Genomic DNA, 17,277 nt, shown 5'->3' on the forward strand with positions numbered 1-17,277 from the left:
AAAATGCGATTAAGTACCCTTTATATGTACCAGCAGAGCGCGCAAAGCATGTCGGCGCGCATGAGCCAGAGCAATGAAACCTACCTGCGGATGTCGGCAGGCAAAACGCTGCTCAAAGCCTCGGACGATCCGGCGGCGGCCACCGACGCGGTGAAGTATAAGGATGCGCTGGCAAAGCTTGAGCTGTACAGCGACGTCCGATCCAGAACGCGCGGCGCGCTGGAGCACGAGGACAACATCCTGAGCGGGGTAGGGAACCTGCTGACCACCTCGCTGAAGGAGAAGCTCGTCGCGGCGGGGTCGGACGCCTATTCTGACCCCGACCGCAATGCCCTGGGTAAAGAGATCGAGGGCATTCGCCAGAATATGCTGGATCTCGCCAACAGCCGCGACGGCAGCGGCCGCTATATTTTTGGCGGTTTTCAGACGGGTAAGCCCGCGTTTCTTGAAGACGGCACCTATGACGGCGGTGACGAAGCGCGCAGGCAAACCGTTGCCGACGGCACGGAAATGCAGGTAGGCCATCTGGGAAGCGAAATCTTTGACGATATCTTTGGCATTCTTCAGACCGCCATCGATGAGCTTTCTAAAGAGGAAATTGATCCCGTCGCGATGAGGGCCGCGCTGGAAGCTGCGAGCCAGGCCGTTGATTCCGGCATTGACCGTTTAGGCAAAGCTCAGGCCGAGCTGGGCACCCAGCTGCAGCAGCTGGACGCGCTGGATATGTCCGGTGACGTGATGATCATCGACATGAAGGTCAAGGTGGATACCGCCATCGGCGCCGATACGGGCGTGCTGGTGTCGCTGATGGCGGACTCGCAGATGTCCGAGCTGGCGCTGAACGCCTCGATGTACGTCTACAAAAACATGCAGAAGATGAACCTGTTCAGCAGCTAATTTATTTCGCAACCCAACCTCAACTTGTGCCGCCGCGTACGGCTTAGCCGCGCGCGGCAGGTGAGACGCTATGTTAAAGAAACTTAAAATTTATACCGCGGTAAGCCTGATTATCGGGCTTTTCGCCGCCTTGCTGTTCGGTACTACGGCCTATTCGGTCTACGACGCCGTAAATAACAATAATAACTTCAAGCGCATGGCGCTGGCCGCTGAAAATAACGACCAGATGCGCGACGCGGCCTACAACATCAGCGCCGTAATGGCGAATACCAACGGCCTGATGCTGCAGGCCGCGCTGGGCAATCCGGTATCGGAGAACGTCACTAAGCATACCCATAACGTGGTGAAAATCGCCCGCCGCAACATGGACGAATTTATGGCATCGCCGTTCAACACGCCGGAAGAGAGCCGCCTGGCGGCAGAGGTAAACGCGGCGTTCAACGAGGTCTATAAGGCCGCACAAGCGAAGCTGGGCTACCTGAACAACCCGGCGGGATATACCGGCTCGATCGAGCACGATATGGACATGCGCACCACGCTGCGCAATAAGGTTGAGCAGTATACTGATGAAAGCGCGCGCCTGAGCGAGAGCTATATTCGCGAGTCCGAGCGCGGCTACCAGATTATGCTGGGCGTCGGGATTGCGGTGCTGATCGCCGCTGCGGTAATGCTGCTCGCCGTGCGCTACTGGCTGCGCGAAACGCTGGTGCGCCGGATGGAAAGCACCGTGGCATCGCTTCGCAGCGTGGCGGCGGGCGATCTGAGCCAGGCCATTGAGAGCGGCAGCCAGAACGAAATTGGCAGCATGCTGACCGAGCTGGAAACCATGCGCACCTCCCTGACCGGCACCATCCTGGGGATCCGCGAAAGCGTGCAGCGCATTCACAGCAACGCCCAGGAAATCGCCCACGGCAATAACGATCTCTCCTCCCGTACCGAAGAGCAGGCGGCGGCGCTGCAGGAGACGGCGGCCAGCATGGAGCAGATCAAAACCACCGTGCGTCAGAATGCGGACAACGCCCACGCGGCGCGCGAGCTGGCGGAAGGGGCGAGCGCGAACGCCCACAGCGGCGGGGAGGTGATGCAAAGCCTGGAGCAGATTATGGCGCAGATCACCACCAGCTCCCGTCAGATCGCCGACATTAACGGCGTGATTGACAGCATTGCGAATCAAACCAACATTCTGGCGCTCAACGCGGCGGTGGAAGCGGCGCGCGCCGGCGAGCAGGGCCGCGGATTTGCGGTCGTGGCGGAAGAGGTGCGTAACCTGGCGAAGCGCAGCGCCGACGCGGCGAAAGAGATTAACCAGCTGATTAACACCAGCGTGAGCACCATCGATCGTGGCTCGCGCCAGGTCGGACAGGCCAGCACGGTGATGCAGGATATTGTCACCTCCGTGGCGCAGGTGACCCAGATCATGGGCGAAATCACCTCCGCGTCGGACGAGCAGAGCGCGGGCATTAACCAGATTTCCCAGGCAGTTAACGAAATGGATCTGGTGACGCAGCAGAACGCGGCGATGGTAGAAGAGGCGGCCCTGGCGGCAAGCGAGCTGGAATCCCAGTCAGACGCGCTGGAAACCCTGGTGGCGCAGTTCAGGCTGGATAACGCCCGGGCACAGGAGAAGGTTTCCAATGAGCAGCGCAAGCCGCTGCGCCAGCAGGATGATGCGCTAGCCCAGTGGGAAACGTTTTAATTCTGATAAATACCGCCAGCCTTCACGCCTAATATAGCAGTAAAGATTAGCGCGAAATAAAGTAACAGAATGCGCATTTTTATAAAGGCTTATCGCACTATTTGAATGCGCCGTTTCCCCGGATAATTCTCAAAGAGAATAGCGGGTGGAATACAATCGTGGATGGTATTTATACGGCCGAAGGGCTGGAAGATAAATCGGTAGTCTGGTCAAAGTATCACTATCTTGTCCGGCAGGAAGCGCTGCGCTTGCATAAGCGGCTTCCTGCCAGCGTCGAGCTGGATGATCTAATTCAGGCCGGATCGATAGGTTTTTTAAATGCGGTAGAGACGTTTGATCCGAAAAAAGGCGTTGCCCTCAGCGCGTGGATTACGCAGCGCGTGAAGTGGGCATTATTAGACGAGCTGAGAGAAAGCGACTGGGTGCCGCGCCGGGTCAGAACGCATTCGCGGGAAATTGTCGCGATAATACAGCAGATAGAGCAGGAAAAAGGCGGTGAAGCCACCGAAGCGGATATTGCAGAGCGCATGGGCGTGACGCTGAAAGAATTTCAGCAGATGCTGGCGGATAATAACAGCAGCCAGATGTATTCCGTCGACGAGCTGCAGGAAAACTACGCCGACAGCTGGGAATCCTGTGACGATGAGAATGAATCGCTTAATCCGGTGCATGATGCGGTAAAGCAAAACCTGATAGAAAAAATTACACAGCATATTCAGTTTATTCCCGAAAGAGAGCAGGTGCTGCTGCAGCTTTATTATCTTCAGGATATGAACATGAAAGAAATTGGGCTGGTGTTCGATATTACCGAAACGCGGGTCAGCCAGCTCCACAGCCTCGCGCTAAAAAGGTTAAGAAGCCGGATGGAGTCCTCTTCTCAGTAAGCATTGCGCGTTAACTTTCACGCGGTTAAAAGGTGGAAAGAGGCGGATTAATGATTAATAGTGAGGTTTAATAACGTTTAACAACGATGTTAATGTCATTTAAATCAAGTGGTTAACATCAATTCTTTGATTTGTGGCGATTACTGACGCTTGTTCAGAAAATTCTTAATGTTTATGATTTTTGCAGTTTTGAGATGTAGCCTCCTTTGGCATTGAATGACGTTAAATCATTTATTGAAGAAGAATGACTTACTTCAGTGAATATCAATACCAAAAGACCCTCTGCATCAGTTAAGTTGTTTTAATCCTTTGAACTGATATGCCAATTTTTGGCCTGAACAACATTGGGAGCTTTCGCCTGTGTCCAACTTCGACGAATACCTGCAAAATATTCATGACATTAATCTGTCCTATTTACTGCTGGCCCAGCAGCTGATTCGACAGGATAAATTTGCGGCCGGTTTTCGCCTCGGCTTATCCGAGGGAACCATTGACAACCTCAAAGAACTTTCGCTGCCGCAGCTCATGAAGCTGGCGACGACAAATCAGCTTATTTGTCGTCTGCGCGTAGATGATGAAGTGGTAATTGAAAATCTGACCAAGGATTCTCGTATTGAGGCGCTCCAGCAGATCCACACCGGTATTATTCTGTCAACGCATCTGCTGAACGCATTAAGCGATGAAGATACCGTTGCGGCACAGGAGGCATAATATGTGTGATGAAAAAAGCCTGCTGCAGGAAATTCATGAAGTGAACATCGCCATGGGGTTAATTTCCCTCGGCGCGCGGATGCAGGTACTGGAATCTGAAACCTCATTAAGCCGTCGTCGCCTCCTGCGCTTATATAAAGAATTACGCGGATGTCCGCCGCCAAAAGGCATGCTGCCTTTTTCCGAGGACTGGTTTATGTCGTGGGAACAAAATATTCACTCTTCGATGTTCTACAACATTTACCTGTATCTGAAAAAGACCGAGCAGGGGCGTCCGATTGAAATGCTGATGAAGACCTATCGTCTTTATCTGGAGCAGTGTAGCACCTGCTCCGATGAAAAGCCGGTGCTGGGCTTAACCCGCGCCTGGACATTATTGCGTTTTATCGACTGCGGCATTATTTCGCGTAAGGCCTGCAGCGTGTGCGGCGGCGGTTTTATCGTCACCACGGAATTTATTAAAAACCCATTTACCTGCAGTTTGTGCAGCCCGCCGTCGCGCGCGCTGAAGAAGTCCCAGGTGAGCCCGGCCGGGCTGCTGGGTAACTTCGCCGCGCCGGAAATGATGACGGCATAACCCTCACGGCGGCAGGGCGCAAGATGGCGTTTACCTGATGCCGGGAAGCCGGCATCGGTCAAAAAAGTAAAAGGAGAGAGTGTGTTAGTTATTGTTGGCTATCTTGTTGTCATACTGACCGTTTTTGGTGGTTTTATTCTGTCCGGCGGTAATCTTATGGCGCTGTTCCAGCCGCTGGAGCTGCTGATTATCGGCGGGGCCGGTGTGGGGGCGTTTATCGTTGGCAACAACGTGAAATCCCTCAAGGCGACCGGCAGAGCGCTGGTTAAGCTGTTTGTCGGCAAGCGCTACAGCAAAGCGGTTTATATGGACCTGATGGCGCTGATGTTCCTGCTGCTGTCGCAAAGCCGCGTTCACGGGCTGATGTCGCTGGAAAAGGACATCGAAGACCCGCAGAACAGCGATATTTTTAGCGCCTATCCCCGCCTGATGAGCGACCCGATGCTCAGCAACTTCATCCTCGACTACTTCCGCCTGATGATCGGCGGCAGCATGAACTCGCACGAAATCGAAGCCCTGATGGATGAAGAGATCGAGACCTGCGAAGAGGAGCTGGAAGTGCCTGCGCACAGCCTGAATACCGTCGGCGACGCGTTTCCGGCGTTTGGCATCGTGGCGGCGGTGATGGGCGTGGTCAACGCGCTCGGCTCCGCCGACCGCCCGGCCGCGGAGCTTGGCATGCTGATTGGTCACGCGCTGGTGGGCACCTTCCTCGGCATACTTATCGCCTACGGCTTCGTTCTGCCGCTGGCGACGCTGCTGCGCCAGAAAAGCTCGGACCAGGTCAAGATTTTGCAGTGCATTAAGGTCACGCTGCTCTCCAGCCTCAATGGGTACGCGCCGCAGATCGCCGTTGAGTTTGGCCGTAAGACCATATTCACCAGCGAGCGCCCGTCGTTTGAAGAGCTGGAAGAACACGTTCGCGAAGTAAAATCCAGCGCCACGCTGAAAACCAAATCGGCGGATAGCGCAGCATGAAAAACGTCACGCCTGTCATCATTTCGCGCAAGCGTAAAAGGAAAAAGCACGCGCACCACGGCGGGACGTGGAAGATTGCCTATGCCGACTTTATGACCGCCATGATGGCGTTCTTCCTCGTGATGTGGCTGCTCTCGCAGTCCACGGAGATGGAAAGAGAGCTCATTGCCGACTACTTCCGCATGCCGCTGAAGCCGTCAATGGCGAACGGCAACAAAACCAGCCTGAGCGACAGCGTCATTCCCGGCGGCGGGGATGACATTCTCAAGCAGCAGGGCGAGGTGTTCAAAAGCCAGATCAACGGCATCGACAGGCACAAGCGCATCGAAAGCCTGAAGCAGGCGAAGGAAAAGCTGCAAAAAATGATCGAAACGGACCCGCGGCTGAACAACTTCAAATCCAACATCCTTTTGAACCTGACCAACGACGGGCTGCTGATCCAGATCACCGACTCCCAGGACAGGCCGATGTTCCGCGTGGGCAGCGAGCTGCCGGAAAGCTACATGAACGGCATTCTCCAGGCGCTGGTGCCGCTGCTTCAGGAGCTGCCGAACGCGCTGAGCCTGACGGGGCACACTGATTCGCTGCCCTATGCGGGCGGCGGGGCGGGCTACAGCAACTGGGAGCTTTCCGCCGGGCGCGCCAACGCCGCGCGGCGGGTGCTGGTGCGGGCCGGGCTTGACGACGCGCGTTTCCTGCGCGTGATTGGCACCGCCAGCCGAATGCCGCTGGAAAATACCTCGCCCGACAGCGCGGTAAACCGCCGCATCAGCATTCTGGTGCTCAGCCGCTCGAAAGAGCAGGAGATCCGCCTGGAAGATACGCAGGCGCAGCGCGCGGAGAGCGTGCTCGGCGACGTGGAACTGCAAAACGTGCAGGGTTATACCGATGGACATTAATGATTTTTCGCAGATTTTTTTCACCGAGGCCGAAGAGCTGCTGGCTGAAATGGAGCAGCTGCTGCTCCAGCTTGACGTCGATGCCCCAGAGCAAGAGCAGCTGAACGCCATTTTTCGCGCCGCGCACTCGCTGAAGGGCGGCGCGGGCACGTTTGGCTTCACCGCGTTACAGGAGACCACGCACCTGCTGGAGAACCTGCTTGACCAGGCGCGGGCAGGGGAGCGAACGCTGAACCGGACAATCATTAACCTTTTTCTGGAATGTAAAGACATTATGCAAGCGCAACTGGAAGCCTATCAGACTTCTCAGGAGCCGGATGAGGCTAGCTTCCGCTATATCTGTGAAGCCCTGAGGCAGATCGCCCTTGACGGCGAGGCGCCGCAGGCGGCTCCTGCCCCTGAATCGACGCCAGAGCCGGCTGATGAGGCATCGAATGATGAAATCACGCTCAGCATCGGCCTGAGCAACATCGACGCGCGCGAGCAGGCGATGCTGCGCGAAGAGCTGGTCAACATGGGGGAGCTCCTGGCGATCGAGACGACCGCAAACGGCCTGCACGCCACCCTGCTGACCAGCGCGACGGCGGACGATATCACCGCCGTGCTCTGCTTCGTGCTGGACGCCAGCCAGATTGAGGTCAAGCCCATTGCGGACGCGGCTGCGCCGGCCGCCGTGAAGCCGGCAGCGGCAAAGCCTGCATCAGCGCCTGCGCCCGCCGCACCGAAAGCGCCGTCGCCCGCGCGCGCGGTCAACCAGGAATCGGGAAGCATTCGCGTGGCGGTCAGCAAGGTTGACCAGATCATTAACCAGGTGGGCGAGCTGATCATCACCCAGGCGATGCTGTCGCAGCTGTCGCGCACGCTGGATCCGGCCAGCTACGATCTGCTTTCCGGCTGCGTGGCGCAGATGGAGCGTAACACCCGCGAGCTGCAGGAGTCGGTGATGTCCATCCGCATGATGCCGATGGACTACGTCTTCAGCCGCTTCCCGCGCCTGGTGCACGACCTCGGCAGCCGCCTCAACAAGCAGGTGGAGCTGACGCTGAAGGGCGGGTCGGCGGAGCTGGATAAGAGCCTGATTGAACGCATTATCGATCCGCTGACCCACCTGGTGCGCAACAGCCTTGACCACGGCATCGAAGAGAAAGAGGTGCGCGTGGCGAAGGGCAAGTCCGCGGTCGGCAATCTGACGCTCTCTGCCGAGCATCACGGCGGCAATATCGTGATTGAGGTCAGCGACGACGGCGCGGGGCTGAACCGCGAGAAGATCCTCGCCAGGGCGCGCGCTCAGGGCATGACGCTCAGCGACTCCATGAGCGACGACGACGTGTGGATGCTGATCTTCGCCGCCGGTTTCTCAACCGCCGAAAGCGTGACGGACGTCTCCGGGCGCGGCGTCGGCATGGACGTGGTGCGACGCAACATCCTGGCGATGGGCGGCCACGTCGACGTGCTCTCCACGCCGGGCGCGGGCACCACCATCCGCATTATCCTGCCGCTGACGCTGGCGATCCTCGACGGCATGCTGGTGAAGGTCAGCAATGAAATTTACGTGCTGCCGCTCGGCGCGGTGATGGAATCCCTGCGTCCTGCCGAGGAGATGCTGTGCCGCTTTGTCGGCGAGGAGCGCCTGCTGCAGGTGCGCGGGGAATATCTTCCGCTGGTGCTGCTGCGCCAGCGGCTCTCCGTGGCGGGCGAGGCGTCGGCCGATGAGGGCATTGTCGTTATCGTGCAGAGCGCGGGCTGCCGCTACGCGCTGTGGGTCGATCAGCTGATTGGCCAGCAGCAGGTGGTGGTTAAAAACCTCGAACAGAACTACCGCAAAGTACCGGGCGTCTCTGCTGCCACCATTCTTGGCGACGGCAGCGTGGCGCTAATCCTTGACGTGGTTGAGCTTTCCACGCTCAACGTTTCACAGCCCCACAGGGAGGGGAGAAAAGCATGACTGTAGCAACCGCCGCGAAGCCCGCCAGCGCCGACGCGATCGCCCAGGAGTATCTGGTCTTTCGCCTGGGGAATGAAGAGTACGGCATCGATATTCTGAAAGTGCAGGAGATCCGCGGCTGCGATCGCCTGACCCGTATTCCCAACTCGCCGCCGTTCATCAGCGGCGTGACCAACCTGCGCGGCGTGATTGTGCCGATCGTCGATTTGCGCGTGCGCTTTAATTTGCCCAACCCGTCGCAGGACGACAGCACGGTGGTGATTGTCCTCAACCTCAACGAGCGGGTGGTTGGCATCGTGGTTGACGGCGTCGCCGACGTGCTGTCGGTCGCGGCGGAGCAAATTAAACCGACGCCGGACGTGGCCTCGGTGCTCTCCGGGCGCTACCTGCTGGGCCTTGGCGTGCTCGAGACCCGAATGATTATTCTGGTCAACATTGAGATGCTGCTGAGCCGGGAAGAGATGGCGCTGGTGGATGCCGTCGCCGACGCGTGCGGCGAGCCGGAGAAGTGTTAAGGGTCTGTTAAAATCGGCTCAAACCCGTCATGATGGTCATCCCGATAACGGAAAACCGCGACGCCATGCCCGTAAATTTTGACCTTAACGATCTTTACGCCTTCAGAGCCCTGGTGGAATACGGCAACTTTCGGGTTGCCGCTGAGTCCATCTGCCTGTCCCCGTCGGCGCTGAGCCGCAGGATTGAAAAGCTGGAGGCCGCGCTCGGCGCAAAGCTTTTTGACAGAACCACCCGCCGGGTAACCTTGACCCTCTACGGGCAGAATTTTGCCGAAAGGTCGGCGCAGCTCCTCGATAACGTCGAATCCATGCTGGCGGATATCGACAAGGTTAGCGAGGAGCGCACGGGGCTGGTCACCGTTGCCGCCGTGCCTTCGGCGGCCTACTACTTTATGCCGGACGTGATCCGCCGCTTTCAGGCGCGCTACCCGCGCGTGCGCATCAAGCTCATCGACAGCAGCGCCGGAAACGTGATTGAGGCGGTCACCGGCGGGCAGGCGGATTTTGGCATCTGCTTTGCGGGCAACCTCCCTCCCGGCGTCGAGTTTGTGCCGCTGGTGGAGGATGTCTACGTTGCCGCCTGCCGGCGCGATAGCCCGCTGGCGAAACGAAAAAGCCTGACCTGGGAAGCGTTCTACCAGCAGGACTACATCGGGCTGGATAAAACGTCGGGCAACCGCAACCTGCTGGACCAGCTGCTCGGGCATATCCATCCCGCGCGGCCCAGCCTGTGCGAAACCCGGCACGTGACGACCATGCTCGGCATGGTGGAGGCGGGCGTGGGCATTGCGGCGGTGCCCGCGATGTCGATGCCGCGCGCCGAACACTCGCTTCTGGCCCACATTCCCCTGACGGAGCCGGTCGTGAAGCGCACCGTTGGCCTGATCCGCCAGAGCGGGCGGATCCAGTCCTATATTGCGGTCGAGCTGGAAAAGCTCATCACCGAGCGGTATCAGCTGCCTAAGGACGCTGAGCCCTGACCGGCTGCAGGCCGGTGCTGATAATCACCGCCTGCGCCTGCGCGGACGAAAGGTACGCCAGCAGGGCTTTCGCCCGCGCGGGATGGTCCGCCCGCTGGGTAACCGCCCCCGCGAAGCGGGTGATGTACTGAAGGTTGTCCGGCAGCCTGCCGACGAAGGTCACGCCCGGCACGGGCAGCAGCTCGCTGACCTGCTGAAAGCCCAGCGCGTATTTCCCTTTTGCCACCTCTTCAGCGACCGGAATACGCTCGACCTTCTGCGCCTTCGCGCCTGCCTGCTGCACAATGCCCAGCTTTTTGAACAGCTGCGTTTCAACGTACCTGCCGCTCGCGCTGTCGGAATAGGCAATCGTGCTCGCGGCCAGCAGCGTTTGCCGCAGCTCGGCGTCCGTGCCGATTGACGGCACCGGCGCGCCTTTTTTCACCACCACGCCAATTGGCGAATCCGCCAGCTCGACGCGCGAACCCGCCGCGACGAGGCGGTCGCGCTCGAGCTGCTCAAGCGCGCTGCCGACCATGATCGTGACGTCGGCGTGCTCGCCGCGCGCCAGCCGGTTCGGAATGGCCTGCGGCGTTTTGCCCATCGACGGGCCGGAAACCAGCACGATGCGATCGCCGCTTTGGGCCTCATACGCCGGGGCCAGCTTCTCCAGCGCGGCCCTAAAGCCGCCGGAAATCATCACCGTCACGTCCTGGGCGACGGCGGCGGTGCTGGCGGATAACGCGATCAGCGCGGCAATGCAGGAACGATAAAATGTCATCATGAACGACTCCTCAGCGGGCGGTTTGCAGGGCCAGCGCGCGGCGGCGATAAAGGTAGAGCGTGGCGAGCAGGGCGCAGACGGCCGCGAAGCTCATCCAGTAGCCGGGCGCGGCCTTATCGCCGGTATACTCAATCAGCGCCGTGGAGATAACCGGGGTAAAGCCGCCAAAGACGGCGGTCGCCAGGCTGTAGGCCAGCGAGAAGCCCGCCACGCGCACGTTGGCGGGCATGATCTCGGTCAGCGCCGGGATCATCGCGCCGTTGTACAGGCCGTACAGGAACGAGAGCCACAGCAGCACGGCCAGCATCATGGAGAAGCTCGGCGCGTGCGCTAAGAACGTCAGCGCCGGATAGCTGGTGGCGAGCGCCAGCAGCGCCATGGTAATCAGCACCGGCCTGCGCCCGAAGCGGTCCGACAGCGCGCCGCCGATGGGCAGCCAGATGAAGTTGGAAACTGCGACCAGCAGCGTGACCAGCAGGCTGTCGGAGGCGCTGAGCATCAGCACCTTTTTGCCGAACGTCGGCGCGTAGACGGTGATCAGATAAAAGGCGGTGGTGGTCATTGCCACCATCAGCATGCCTGCGAGCACGACCTGCCAGTTGCCGAGCAGCGTGGTAAAGACCTGCCGCATCGCCAGATGCTGGCGGCGGGCGCTAAATTCTTCGGTTTCTTCGAGCCTGCGGCGCAGGAAAAAAATAAACGGCACGATGATGCAGCCGAACAGGAACGGCAGGCGCCAGCCCCACTCGCGAATGGCGCTCTCCTCCATCAGCGCGTTGAGCGCGAAGCCCATCGCGGCGGCCACCATAATTGCCACCTGCTGGCTGCCGGACTGCCAGCTGGTGTAAAAGCCTTTACGCCCCGGCGTGGCGATTTCCGCCAGATAGACCGAGACGCCGCCAAGCTCGGCGCCCGCCGAGAACCCCTGCAGCAGGCGGCCCGTCAGCACCAGCAGCGGCGCCCACAGCCCGATGCTCTGGTAGGAGGGGATCAGCACAATCAGGAACGTTCCCGCGGCCATGATCGTCAGGGTGACGATAAGCCCCTTTCGACGGCCTACCTTGTCGATATACGCGCCGAGCACGATGGCCCCAATCGGGCGCATCAAAAAGCCCGCGCCGAAGACCGCGAAGGTCATCATCAGCGAGGCAAATTCGCTGCTGGCGGGGAAGAAGGTGTGGGCAATATAGGTGGCGTAAAAGCCGAACAGGAAGAAATCGAATTGCTCAAGAAAGTTCCCGGAGGTGACGCGAAGGATCGCGCCCGCCTTGCTCCGGACGGTTGCAGGTGAGGTTGAGGGATACATGGTTATCTCCAGTTTTATCATTGACGTTTTTGCGCGTCTGTCTTTGAAAACTGGATCAGGAAGCGGAAAGAGATAAGCGCAATAAACGCATCGGCCGATGCGTTTTGCGCATTAATGACGTATCGTTGACGAAAAGTTACATAAGCAACAATAACCTAACAAATGGGCGCTTTTACACGCGTCATGTTTTGCTAAGTCATTGATTGTGCGTTTTTGTGACGTCACGCAGATGCAAAGCCGGGCCTCGCCCGGCTTCCCACGCTAGCGCAGCGCGTTGCCTATCGCGCTAAACATCAGCGAGGCCTCAAGCGGCTGGGCGCTGAACGACGGCTCGGCCTGCGGCCAGGTAGACCACTGCACGATCACCAGATTTTCCGCCTGGTTGACCATGATCATCTGACCGTAAATGCCTAACGCCCACAGGGAGTTCTTCAGCGAGTCTTTAGCCGCGGGCGTGACGTTTTCGGCATTGACGGGCACTTCGTTGTTCCACCACTGGTAGCCGTAGAGGCCGTTCGGGTGGGCGTCAGAAACCGAGCCTTTGGCCTGCGTCCAGCGCGAGGCGTCGGCTACCCAGCCGTCCGGCAGGATCTGCTGGCCGTTCGGCAGCGTGCCGTTGTGCAGGATAAATTCGCCGAAGCGCCCCCAGTCCTCCAGCGTGGCGTTAAAGCCGTGCGCGCCCACGTCATGCTCGCCCTTCGCGTAGGCGTGCCAGACGCCGTCGCTCGCCATGCCGTACGGCTGCCAGATGCTTTTCTCCAGATACGCTGCCAGCGTCATGCCGGTGGCGCGCTCCAGCACGTCGCCCAGCAGCCACGCGCCGCCGGAAGAGTAGGACCAGTTTTCTCCCGCCGGATGCGCGCGGTGCAGGCCGGAAACCAGCCTGCGCACGCAGTCGTAGGTGCCCGGCTTAGCCTCGCACTCGGTCAGCTGCGCGAAATCCGATGTCGGGTTGGTGTAGTCTTCGTTCCACGCCACGCCGGAGGTGTGGGTGATCAGCTGCCTCAGGGTCACGCCGTCCCACGCGGTGCCTTTTAGATCAGGCTCGTAGCGGGTGACGAGATCGTCCAGAGAGTGGATTTTCCCTTCCTTGAGGGCAATGCCGACCAGCGTCGAAACCACGGATTTGCCCACCGAGCGGGAGGTCCACAGCGTGGTGTCGGTATTGCCTTCGCCCAGGTATTTGTACGCGATTTTGCCGTCCTTCAGCACCAGCAGGCCGCTGACGTTCTGGCGCTGCAGGTAATCCTTCAGGCTATAGGTTTTACCGTTTACCTGATAATGCGCGTCGGCGAGCGGCTTATCGGCGGCGACGAGCGGGGTGGATTTGCCGTGGCGGAACACGTCGCCCGCGTAGTTGCGGTAGTCGTTGCGAAAGCCGACCACGCGGTCGGCCTGGCTCCAGGTCAGCATGTTGTGCGCGTCCGGGAGCGTTTTATCAAACGGCGCGGGGCAGGCGCTAAGCTCCGTGCCTTCGCAGGCCGCCATCGCGACGGGGGAGAGCAGGCTGCCGAAAACCAGGCCCGCCAGCAGGGTGTAATTTAAGGATTTGTTTTTCATGTTGATCTCGTTTGGCTCAGGAATGGCTTCAGTTTAAGAACCTCCGGCCTATAATAAAAAACGCGTAATGGGGGAAATTCCCCCAAAATATCGAACGGAGAGTAACGTGGCGGCGCTAATTTATTCTTTTGCCCAGCTTGAGGCGTTTACCGCCGTGGCCGAGCAGGGCAGCCTGAGCCAGGCGGCGGTTAAGCTTGGGAAAGATCGCACCACGCTGCGCGATCTGATTGATTTTCTTGAGGACGGGCTGGGCTATACGCTGTTCGTGCGCGAAGGGCGCACGCTGCGGCTCACCCCTGAAGGGGAGCAGCTTCAGCGTCAGGCTCATCTGCTGATGCGCCAGGTGCGGGCGTTTGAAGCCTTTGCCAGAGAGGTGCCTTCCGGCGCGACGCAGGAGATTTCCCTCGTTTACGATCCTTTTACCCCACGGGCGTTTTTGCAGACGCTGATTGCCGACATGGCCAGGCGCAGCGTCCGCCTGAGTTTGACCTGTGCGTCGCGCGACGAGGCGGAGCGCGCGCTTGCGCAAGGCAGTGCGGATTTAGGCATCTGCCAGGCGCGCAACCGCAGCGTGGGCAATGAAATGGAGTGGCGGGCGCTGGGCGCCATTGATATGGATTTCTATGCCTCAGAAACCCTTTTTTCAGCCGCGACGGAGCCGCTTTCGCTGCTCGATCTCTCCCTGGTTCCGCAGGTCATCATGCATGCGTCCTCCGACGAGCCCGTTGCCAGGCGGCTGCAAATCTCCGGGCACACGATATTTACCAACGAGCTGGAGATGCTGCGCGGGCTGCTGGAGCAGGGATGCGGCTGGGGGTTTTTGCCAACGCACCTTAACGCCGCGCGCTGGCAAAAGGTTAAAAGGCTTAATGCCGAAGTGGGCAATCAGGGGATCAGCCAGACGATGGTGACCATCTGGAAGCCGGGCAGCGACAAGCGGGCGGTGATCCACGATCTTCTGACGCGATTGCCGACGCTCTGGCAGTGCGATGGGCACTAACTGTACGGAGGCTTTTGCGCACTGCGCCGCAACCCGGTGCAACGTTTTCACTGGCCTCAACGATTGGCCTGAAGCCTCGTTCCCTTTCCCGGCAAACGCACATGCACTTGGTCTTTGAAAACAGCAGTATCTCCTTTATCGATTTGCATCTATATAGCTTGTGATCTATATTGATAAGGAGGCCCTGTGTGGGCAATTAAGACGACGGATTGTTTTGACAGCTGGTTTAGCGCACTTTGTGCTGCCGATCGCGCCTGTGTACTAGCATCGCTACTGGTGCTACGCGAAAAGGAACCGGGCCTGCCACGGCCTTATGCGGATACGGTTAAAGGTTCCCGCTTTGGCAATATGAAAGAATTACGCGTTCAGAGCCGGGGAGACCCGATACGGGCTTTTTTCGCCTTTGATCCCTTTCGTACCGGCATTTTGCTTTGCGCCGGTAGCAAAGTCGGTCATGAAAAACGTTTCTATGACCAGATGATTCCGCTTGCAGACCGGGAATTTACCGATTACCTGGACAGGCTGGCTAATAAGGAGTAACGCAATGGGCAGAACGCTTGAACAGCTTCTTGCGCATGAAAAACCGGACGTTGTGGCCGATGCCAGGGCAATGGCAAACGATATTTTGCTCAACATCCATCTTGCCGAGCTGCGTGAGAAGGTGCAGAAAACGCAGGTTGAAATGGCGCAGGCGCTGGGTATCCGGCAGCCTACCGTTGCCAGCATGGAAAAACCGGGGCGCGATGTAAAACTGTCAACGCTAAAGCGCTACGTGGAGGCGGCGGGGGGAAAACTGCGTCTTGACGTAGAGCTGCCGGACGGCACGCACTACGATTTTGTGTTGTAAATGCAGAGCGAAAGCCGGGCAGACCGCGGTCTGCCCGATCGTTTACTCAGCGCTGTGAACACCCTTTACACTGCGTGTTCTGAATCTGCTGGAAGAAGTCGTTGCCTTTGTCATCCACGAGGATAAAGGCCGGGAAGTTCTCCACTTCGATTTTCCAGATAGCTTCCATTCCCAGCTCAGGATACGCCACGCACTCCAGGCTCTTAATGCTGTTTTGCGCCAGCACCGCTGCCGGGCCGCCGATGCTGCCGAGGTAGAAACCGCCGTGCTTGTGGCAGGCGTCCGTCACCTGCTGGCTGCGGTTGCCTTTCGCCAGCATGATCATGCTCGCACCGTGCGACTGCAGCAGATCGACGTACGAATCCATGCGGCCTGCGGTGGTTGGGCCAAGCGAGCCGGACGCGTAGCCTTCCGGCGTTTTTGCCGGACCCGCGTAGTAAATCGGATGATCTTTGACGTACTGCGGCAGTTCTTCACCGTTGTCGAGCAGCTCTTTCAGCTTCGCGTGGGCGATGTCGCGCGCCACGATGATGGTGCCGCTCAGCGACAGGCGGGTTGACACCGGATGGGCAGAGAGCTGTGCCAGGATGTCGGGCATCGGCTTGTCGAGGTTAATGCTGACCACATCGCCTTCGCCCTGCTGGCGCAGTGACTCGGGAATATACTGCCCCGGATTGTGCTCCAGCTTCTCGATCCAGATGCCGTCGCGGTTGATTTTCGCCTTGATGTTGCGGTCAGCGGAGCAGGAGACGCCCATGCCGATTGGGCAGGACGCGCCGTGGCGCGGCAGGCGGATCACGCGAATGTCGTGGGCGAAGTATTTGCCGCCGAACTGCGCGCCGAGGCCGAGGTTCTGCGCTTCGGTCAGCAGCTCTTGCTCAAGCTGGACGTCGCGGAACGCCTGGCCGTGCTCGTTGCCCTCGGTTGGCAGCGCGTCGTAATAGCGGGTTGAGGCCAGCTTCACGGTTTTCAGCGTGGCTTCTGCGGACGTACCGCCAATGACGAACGCGATATGATACGGCGGGCAGGCCGCGGTGCCGAGCGTGCGCATCTTCTCGACCAGGTAGTTTTTCAGCTTTGCCGGGGTGATCAGCGCCTTGGTTTCCTGGTACAGGTAGGTTTTGTTGGCGGAGCCGCCGCCTTTTGCCATGCACAGGAATTTGTACTCGTCGCCGTCCACGCTGTAGAGATCGATCTGCGCCGGCAGGTTGGTGCCGGTGTTCACCTCTTTATACATATCCAGCGCGGCGTTCTGGGAGTAGCGCAGGTTGTCTTCAATATAGGTGTTATACACGCCCTGGCTCAGCGCCGCTTCGTCACCGCCGCCGGTCCAGACGCGCTGGCCCTTTTTGCCCATAATGGCAGCCGTGCCGGTGTCCTGACAGGTCGGCAGCACGCCTTTTGCCGCGATCTCCGAGTTGCGCAGGAACTGCAGGGCAACGTATTTATCGTTATCGCTGGCGTCCGGGTCGTTAAGAATGGCGCCAACCTGCCGCTGGTGGGAAGGGCGCAGCATGAACGCCGCGTCGTGGAAGGCCTGCTGGGCCAGCAGGGTGAGCGCTTCTGGCTCAACCTTCAGCACCTCCTGACCGTCGAATTCGGCAACGGAGACGTGCTCGTTGGTCAGCAGGTAGTATTCGGTGTCGTCGTGAGACAGCGGGAAGGGGTTCTGGTAGACAAAGGGTTTGTTTGACATAGCTCTTCACTCCATAAAAATAA

17 protein-coding genes are annotated in these 17,277 nt (G+C 59.0%); 13 read left to right on the forward strand and 4 right to left on the reverse strand.

Translation table 11 applies throughout. The features are described from left to right. Nucleotides 1-3 precede the first annotated feature (3 nt). The 10 genes from flgL (at nucleotide 4) to DBY73_RS07560 (ending at nucleotide 10,082) form a co-directional block, all read left to right on the forward strand. Nucleotides 4-897 carry a flagellar hook-associated protein FlgL gene (gene flgL, locus DBY73_RS07515; RefSeq protein ID WP_112010554.1) on the forward strand — a complete coding sequence of 298 codons (894 nt, stop codon included), beginning with the start codon at nucleotides 4-6 and terminating at the stop codon, nucleotides 895-897. A gap of 70 nt (nucleotides 898-967) precedes the next feature. Continuing rightward, nucleotides 968-2,593, forward strand: coding sequence for a methyl-accepting chemotaxis protein (locus tag DBY73_RS07520; protein WP_112010555.1), 1,626 nt, complete (start codon nucleotides 968-970; stop codon nucleotides 2,591-2,593). Nucleotides 2,594-2,751: 158 nt separating this feature from the next. Next, nucleotides 2,752-3,477, forward strand: a complete 726-nt coding sequence (gene fliA / locus DBY73_RS07525) for an RNA polymerase sigma factor FliA (protein ID WP_112010556.1) — start codon at nucleotides 2,752-2,754, stop codon at nucleotides 3,475-3,477. 360 nt (nucleotides 3,478-3,837) lie between these two features. Further along, nucleotides 3,838-4,188, forward strand: a complete 351-nt coding sequence (gene flhD / locus DBY73_RS07530) for a flagellar transcriptional regulator FlhD (RefSeq protein ID WP_112010557.1) — start codon at nucleotides 3,838-3,840, stop codon at nucleotides 4,186-4,188. A gap of 1 nt (nucleotide 4,189) precedes the next feature. After that, nucleotides 4,190-4,765 (forward strand): flagellar transcriptional regulator FlhC, encoded by a 576-nt coding sequence (gene flhC / locus DBY73_RS07535; protein ID WP_112010558.1) that lies wholly within the window; start codon nucleotides 4,190-4,192, stop codon nucleotides 4,763-4,765. 81 nt (nucleotides 4,766-4,846) lie between these two features. Continuing rightward, nucleotides 4,847-5,743 (forward strand): flagellar motor stator protein MotA, encoded by an 897-nt coding sequence (motA, locus tag DBY73_RS07540; protein ID WP_112010559.1) that lies wholly within the window; start codon nucleotides 4,847-4,849, stop codon nucleotides 5,741-5,743. Then, nucleotides 5,740-6,642 carry a flagellar motor protein MotB gene (gene motB / locus DBY73_RS07545; RefSeq protein WP_112010560.1) on the forward strand — a complete coding sequence of 301 codons (903 nt, stop codon included), beginning with the start codon at nucleotides 5,740-5,742 and terminating at the stop codon, nucleotides 6,640-6,642. Before motA ends, motB begins: the two co-directional genes overlap by 4 nt. After that, nucleotides 6,632-8,587: a chemotaxis protein CheA gene (gene cheA / locus DBY73_RS07550; RefSeq protein WP_112010561.1), complete on the forward strand. Its 1,956-nt coding sequence runs from the start codon at nucleotides 6,632-6,634 to the stop codon at nucleotides 8,585-8,587. Before motB ends, cheA begins: the two co-directional genes overlap by 11 nt. Next, complete coding sequence (locus DBY73_RS07555; RefSeq protein WP_112010562.1) at nucleotides 8,584-9,102, forward strand: chemotaxis protein CheW; 519 nt, start codon at nucleotides 8,584-8,586, stop codon at nucleotides 9,100-9,102. The genes cheA and DBY73_RS07555 overlap by 4 nt, the downstream gene beginning before the upstream one ends. Before the next feature lie 65 nt (nucleotides 9,103-9,167). Next, entirely contained in the window at nucleotides 9,168-10,082 is a 915-nt protein-coding gene (locus DBY73_RS07560; RefSeq protein ID WP_112010717.1) for a LysR family transcriptional regulator, read from the forward strand. Here DBY73_RS07560 and DBY73_RS07565 read toward each other — a convergent pair. From DBY73_RS07565 to DBY73_RS07575, 3 genes are all read right to left on the reverse strand, one after another. Next, a complete protein-coding gene (locus DBY73_RS07565) occupies nucleotides 10,063-10,845 on the reverse strand; it encodes a substrate-binding domain-containing protein (RefSeq protein WP_112010563.1) in 783 nt (260 codons plus the stop codon). The two genes, DBY73_RS07560 and DBY73_RS07565, sit on opposite strands and share 20 nt — an antisense overlap. A gap of 10 nt (nucleotides 10,846-10,855) precedes the next feature. Then, the gene (locus DBY73_RS07570; protein WP_112010564.1) at nucleotides 10,856-12,151 is read right to left on the reverse strand and encodes an MFS transporter; all 1,296 of its coding nucleotides are present in this window, start codon (nucleotides 12,149-12,151) and stop codon (nucleotides 10,856-10,858) included. A gap of 261 nt (nucleotides 12,152-12,412) precedes the next feature. After that, nucleotides 12,413-13,711, reverse strand: coding sequence for a serine hydrolase (locus DBY73_RS07575; protein ID WP_112010565.1), 1,299 nt, complete (start codon nucleotides 13,709-13,711; stop codon nucleotides 12,413-12,415). A gap of 67 nt (nucleotides 13,712-13,778) precedes the next feature. On the opposite strand from DBY73_RS07575, the gene DBY73_RS07580 reads away from it, so the two are divergent. From DBY73_RS07580 to DBY73_RS07590, 3 genes are all read left to right on the forward strand, one after another. Continuing rightward, nucleotides 13,779-14,711, forward strand: coding sequence for a LysR family transcriptional regulator (locus tag DBY73_RS07580; RefSeq protein ID WP_112010566.1), 933 nt, complete (start codon nucleotides 13,779-13,781; stop codon nucleotides 14,709-14,711). A 186-nt stretch (nucleotides 14,712-14,897) separates the two neighbouring features. Then, complete coding sequence (locus DBY73_RS07585; protein ID WP_112010567.1) at nucleotides 14,898-15,251, forward strand: type II toxin-antitoxin system RelE/ParE family toxin; 354 nt, start codon at nucleotides 14,898-14,900, stop codon at nucleotides 15,249-15,251. Nucleotides 15,252-15,255: 4 nt separating this feature from the next. Continuing rightward, a complete protein-coding gene (locus DBY73_RS07590) occupies nucleotides 15,256-15,558 on the forward strand; it encodes a helix-turn-helix domain-containing protein (RefSeq protein ID WP_112010568.1) in 303 nt (100 codons plus the stop codon). A gap of 46 nt (nucleotides 15,559-15,604) precedes the next feature. On the opposite strand, the gene fumA is transcribed toward DBY73_RS07590, so the two are convergent. Continuing rightward, nucleotides 15,605-17,254, reverse strand: a complete 1,650-nt coding sequence (gene fumA, locus DBY73_RS07595) for a class I fumarate hydratase FumA (protein WP_112010569.1) — start codon at nucleotides 17,252-17,254, stop codon at nucleotides 15,605-15,607. Nucleotides 17,255-17,277: the final 23 nt, after the last annotated feature.

It is taken from the genome of Enterobacter sp. RIT418 (genome assembly GCF_003057745.1).
Lineage (GTDB): Bacteria > Pseudomonadota > Gammaproteobacteria > Enterobacterales > Enterobacteriaceae > Enterobacter.

Bases quoted from the DNA above. Each gene is read 5' to 3' on its own strand.
- fumA (WP_112010569.1), bottom strand. From the start codon at position 17,254: ATGTCAAACAAACCCTTTGTCTACCAGAACCCCTTCCCGCTGTCTCAC.
- DBY73_RS07590 (WP_112010568.1), top strand. From the start codon at position 15,256: ATGGGCAGAACGCTTGAACAGCTTCTTGCGCATGAAAAACCGGACGTT.
- DBY73_RS07575 (WP_112010565.1), bottom strand. From the start codon at position 13,711: ATGAAAAACAAATCCTTAAATTACACCCTGCTGGCGGGCCTGGTTTTC.
- cheA (WP_112010561.1), top strand. From the start codon at position 6,632: ATGGACATTAATGATTTTTCGCAGATTTTTTTCACCGAGGCCGAAGAG.
- DBY73_RS07520 (WP_112010555.1), top strand. From the start codon at position 968: ATGTTAAAGAAACTTAAAATTTATACCGCGGTAAGCCTGATTATCGGG.
- DBY73_RS07555 (WP_112010562.1), top strand. From the start codon at position 8,584: ATGACTGTAGCAACCGCCGCGAAGCCCGCCAGCGCCGACGCGATCGCC.
- flhC (WP_112010558.1), top strand. From the start codon at position 4,190: ATGTGTGATGAAAAAAGCCTGCTGCAGGAAATTCATGAAGTGAACATC.
- flgL (WP_112010554.1), top strand. From the start codon at position 4: ATGCGATTAAGTACCCTTTATATGTACCAGCAGAGCGCGCAAAGCATG.
- DBY73_RS07570 (WP_112010564.1), bottom strand. From the start codon at position 12,151: ATGTATCCCTCAACCTCACCTGCAACCGTCCGGAGCAAGGCGGGCGCG.
- DBY73_RS07565 (WP_112010563.1), bottom strand. From the start codon at position 10,845: ATGATGACATTTTATCGTTCCTGCATTGCCGCGCTGATCGCGTTATCC.
- motB (WP_112010560.1), top strand. From the start codon at position 5,740: ATGAAAAACGTCACGCCTGTCATCATTTCGCGCAAGCGTAAAAGGAAA.
- DBY73_RS07580 (WP_112010566.1), top strand. From the start codon at position 13,779: ATGGGGGAAATTCCCCCAAAATATCGAACGGAGAGTAACGTGGCGGCG.
- DBY73_RS07560 (WP_112010717.1), top strand. From the start codon at position 9,168: ATGCCCGTAAATTTTGACCTTAACGATCTTTACGCCTTCAGAGCCCTG.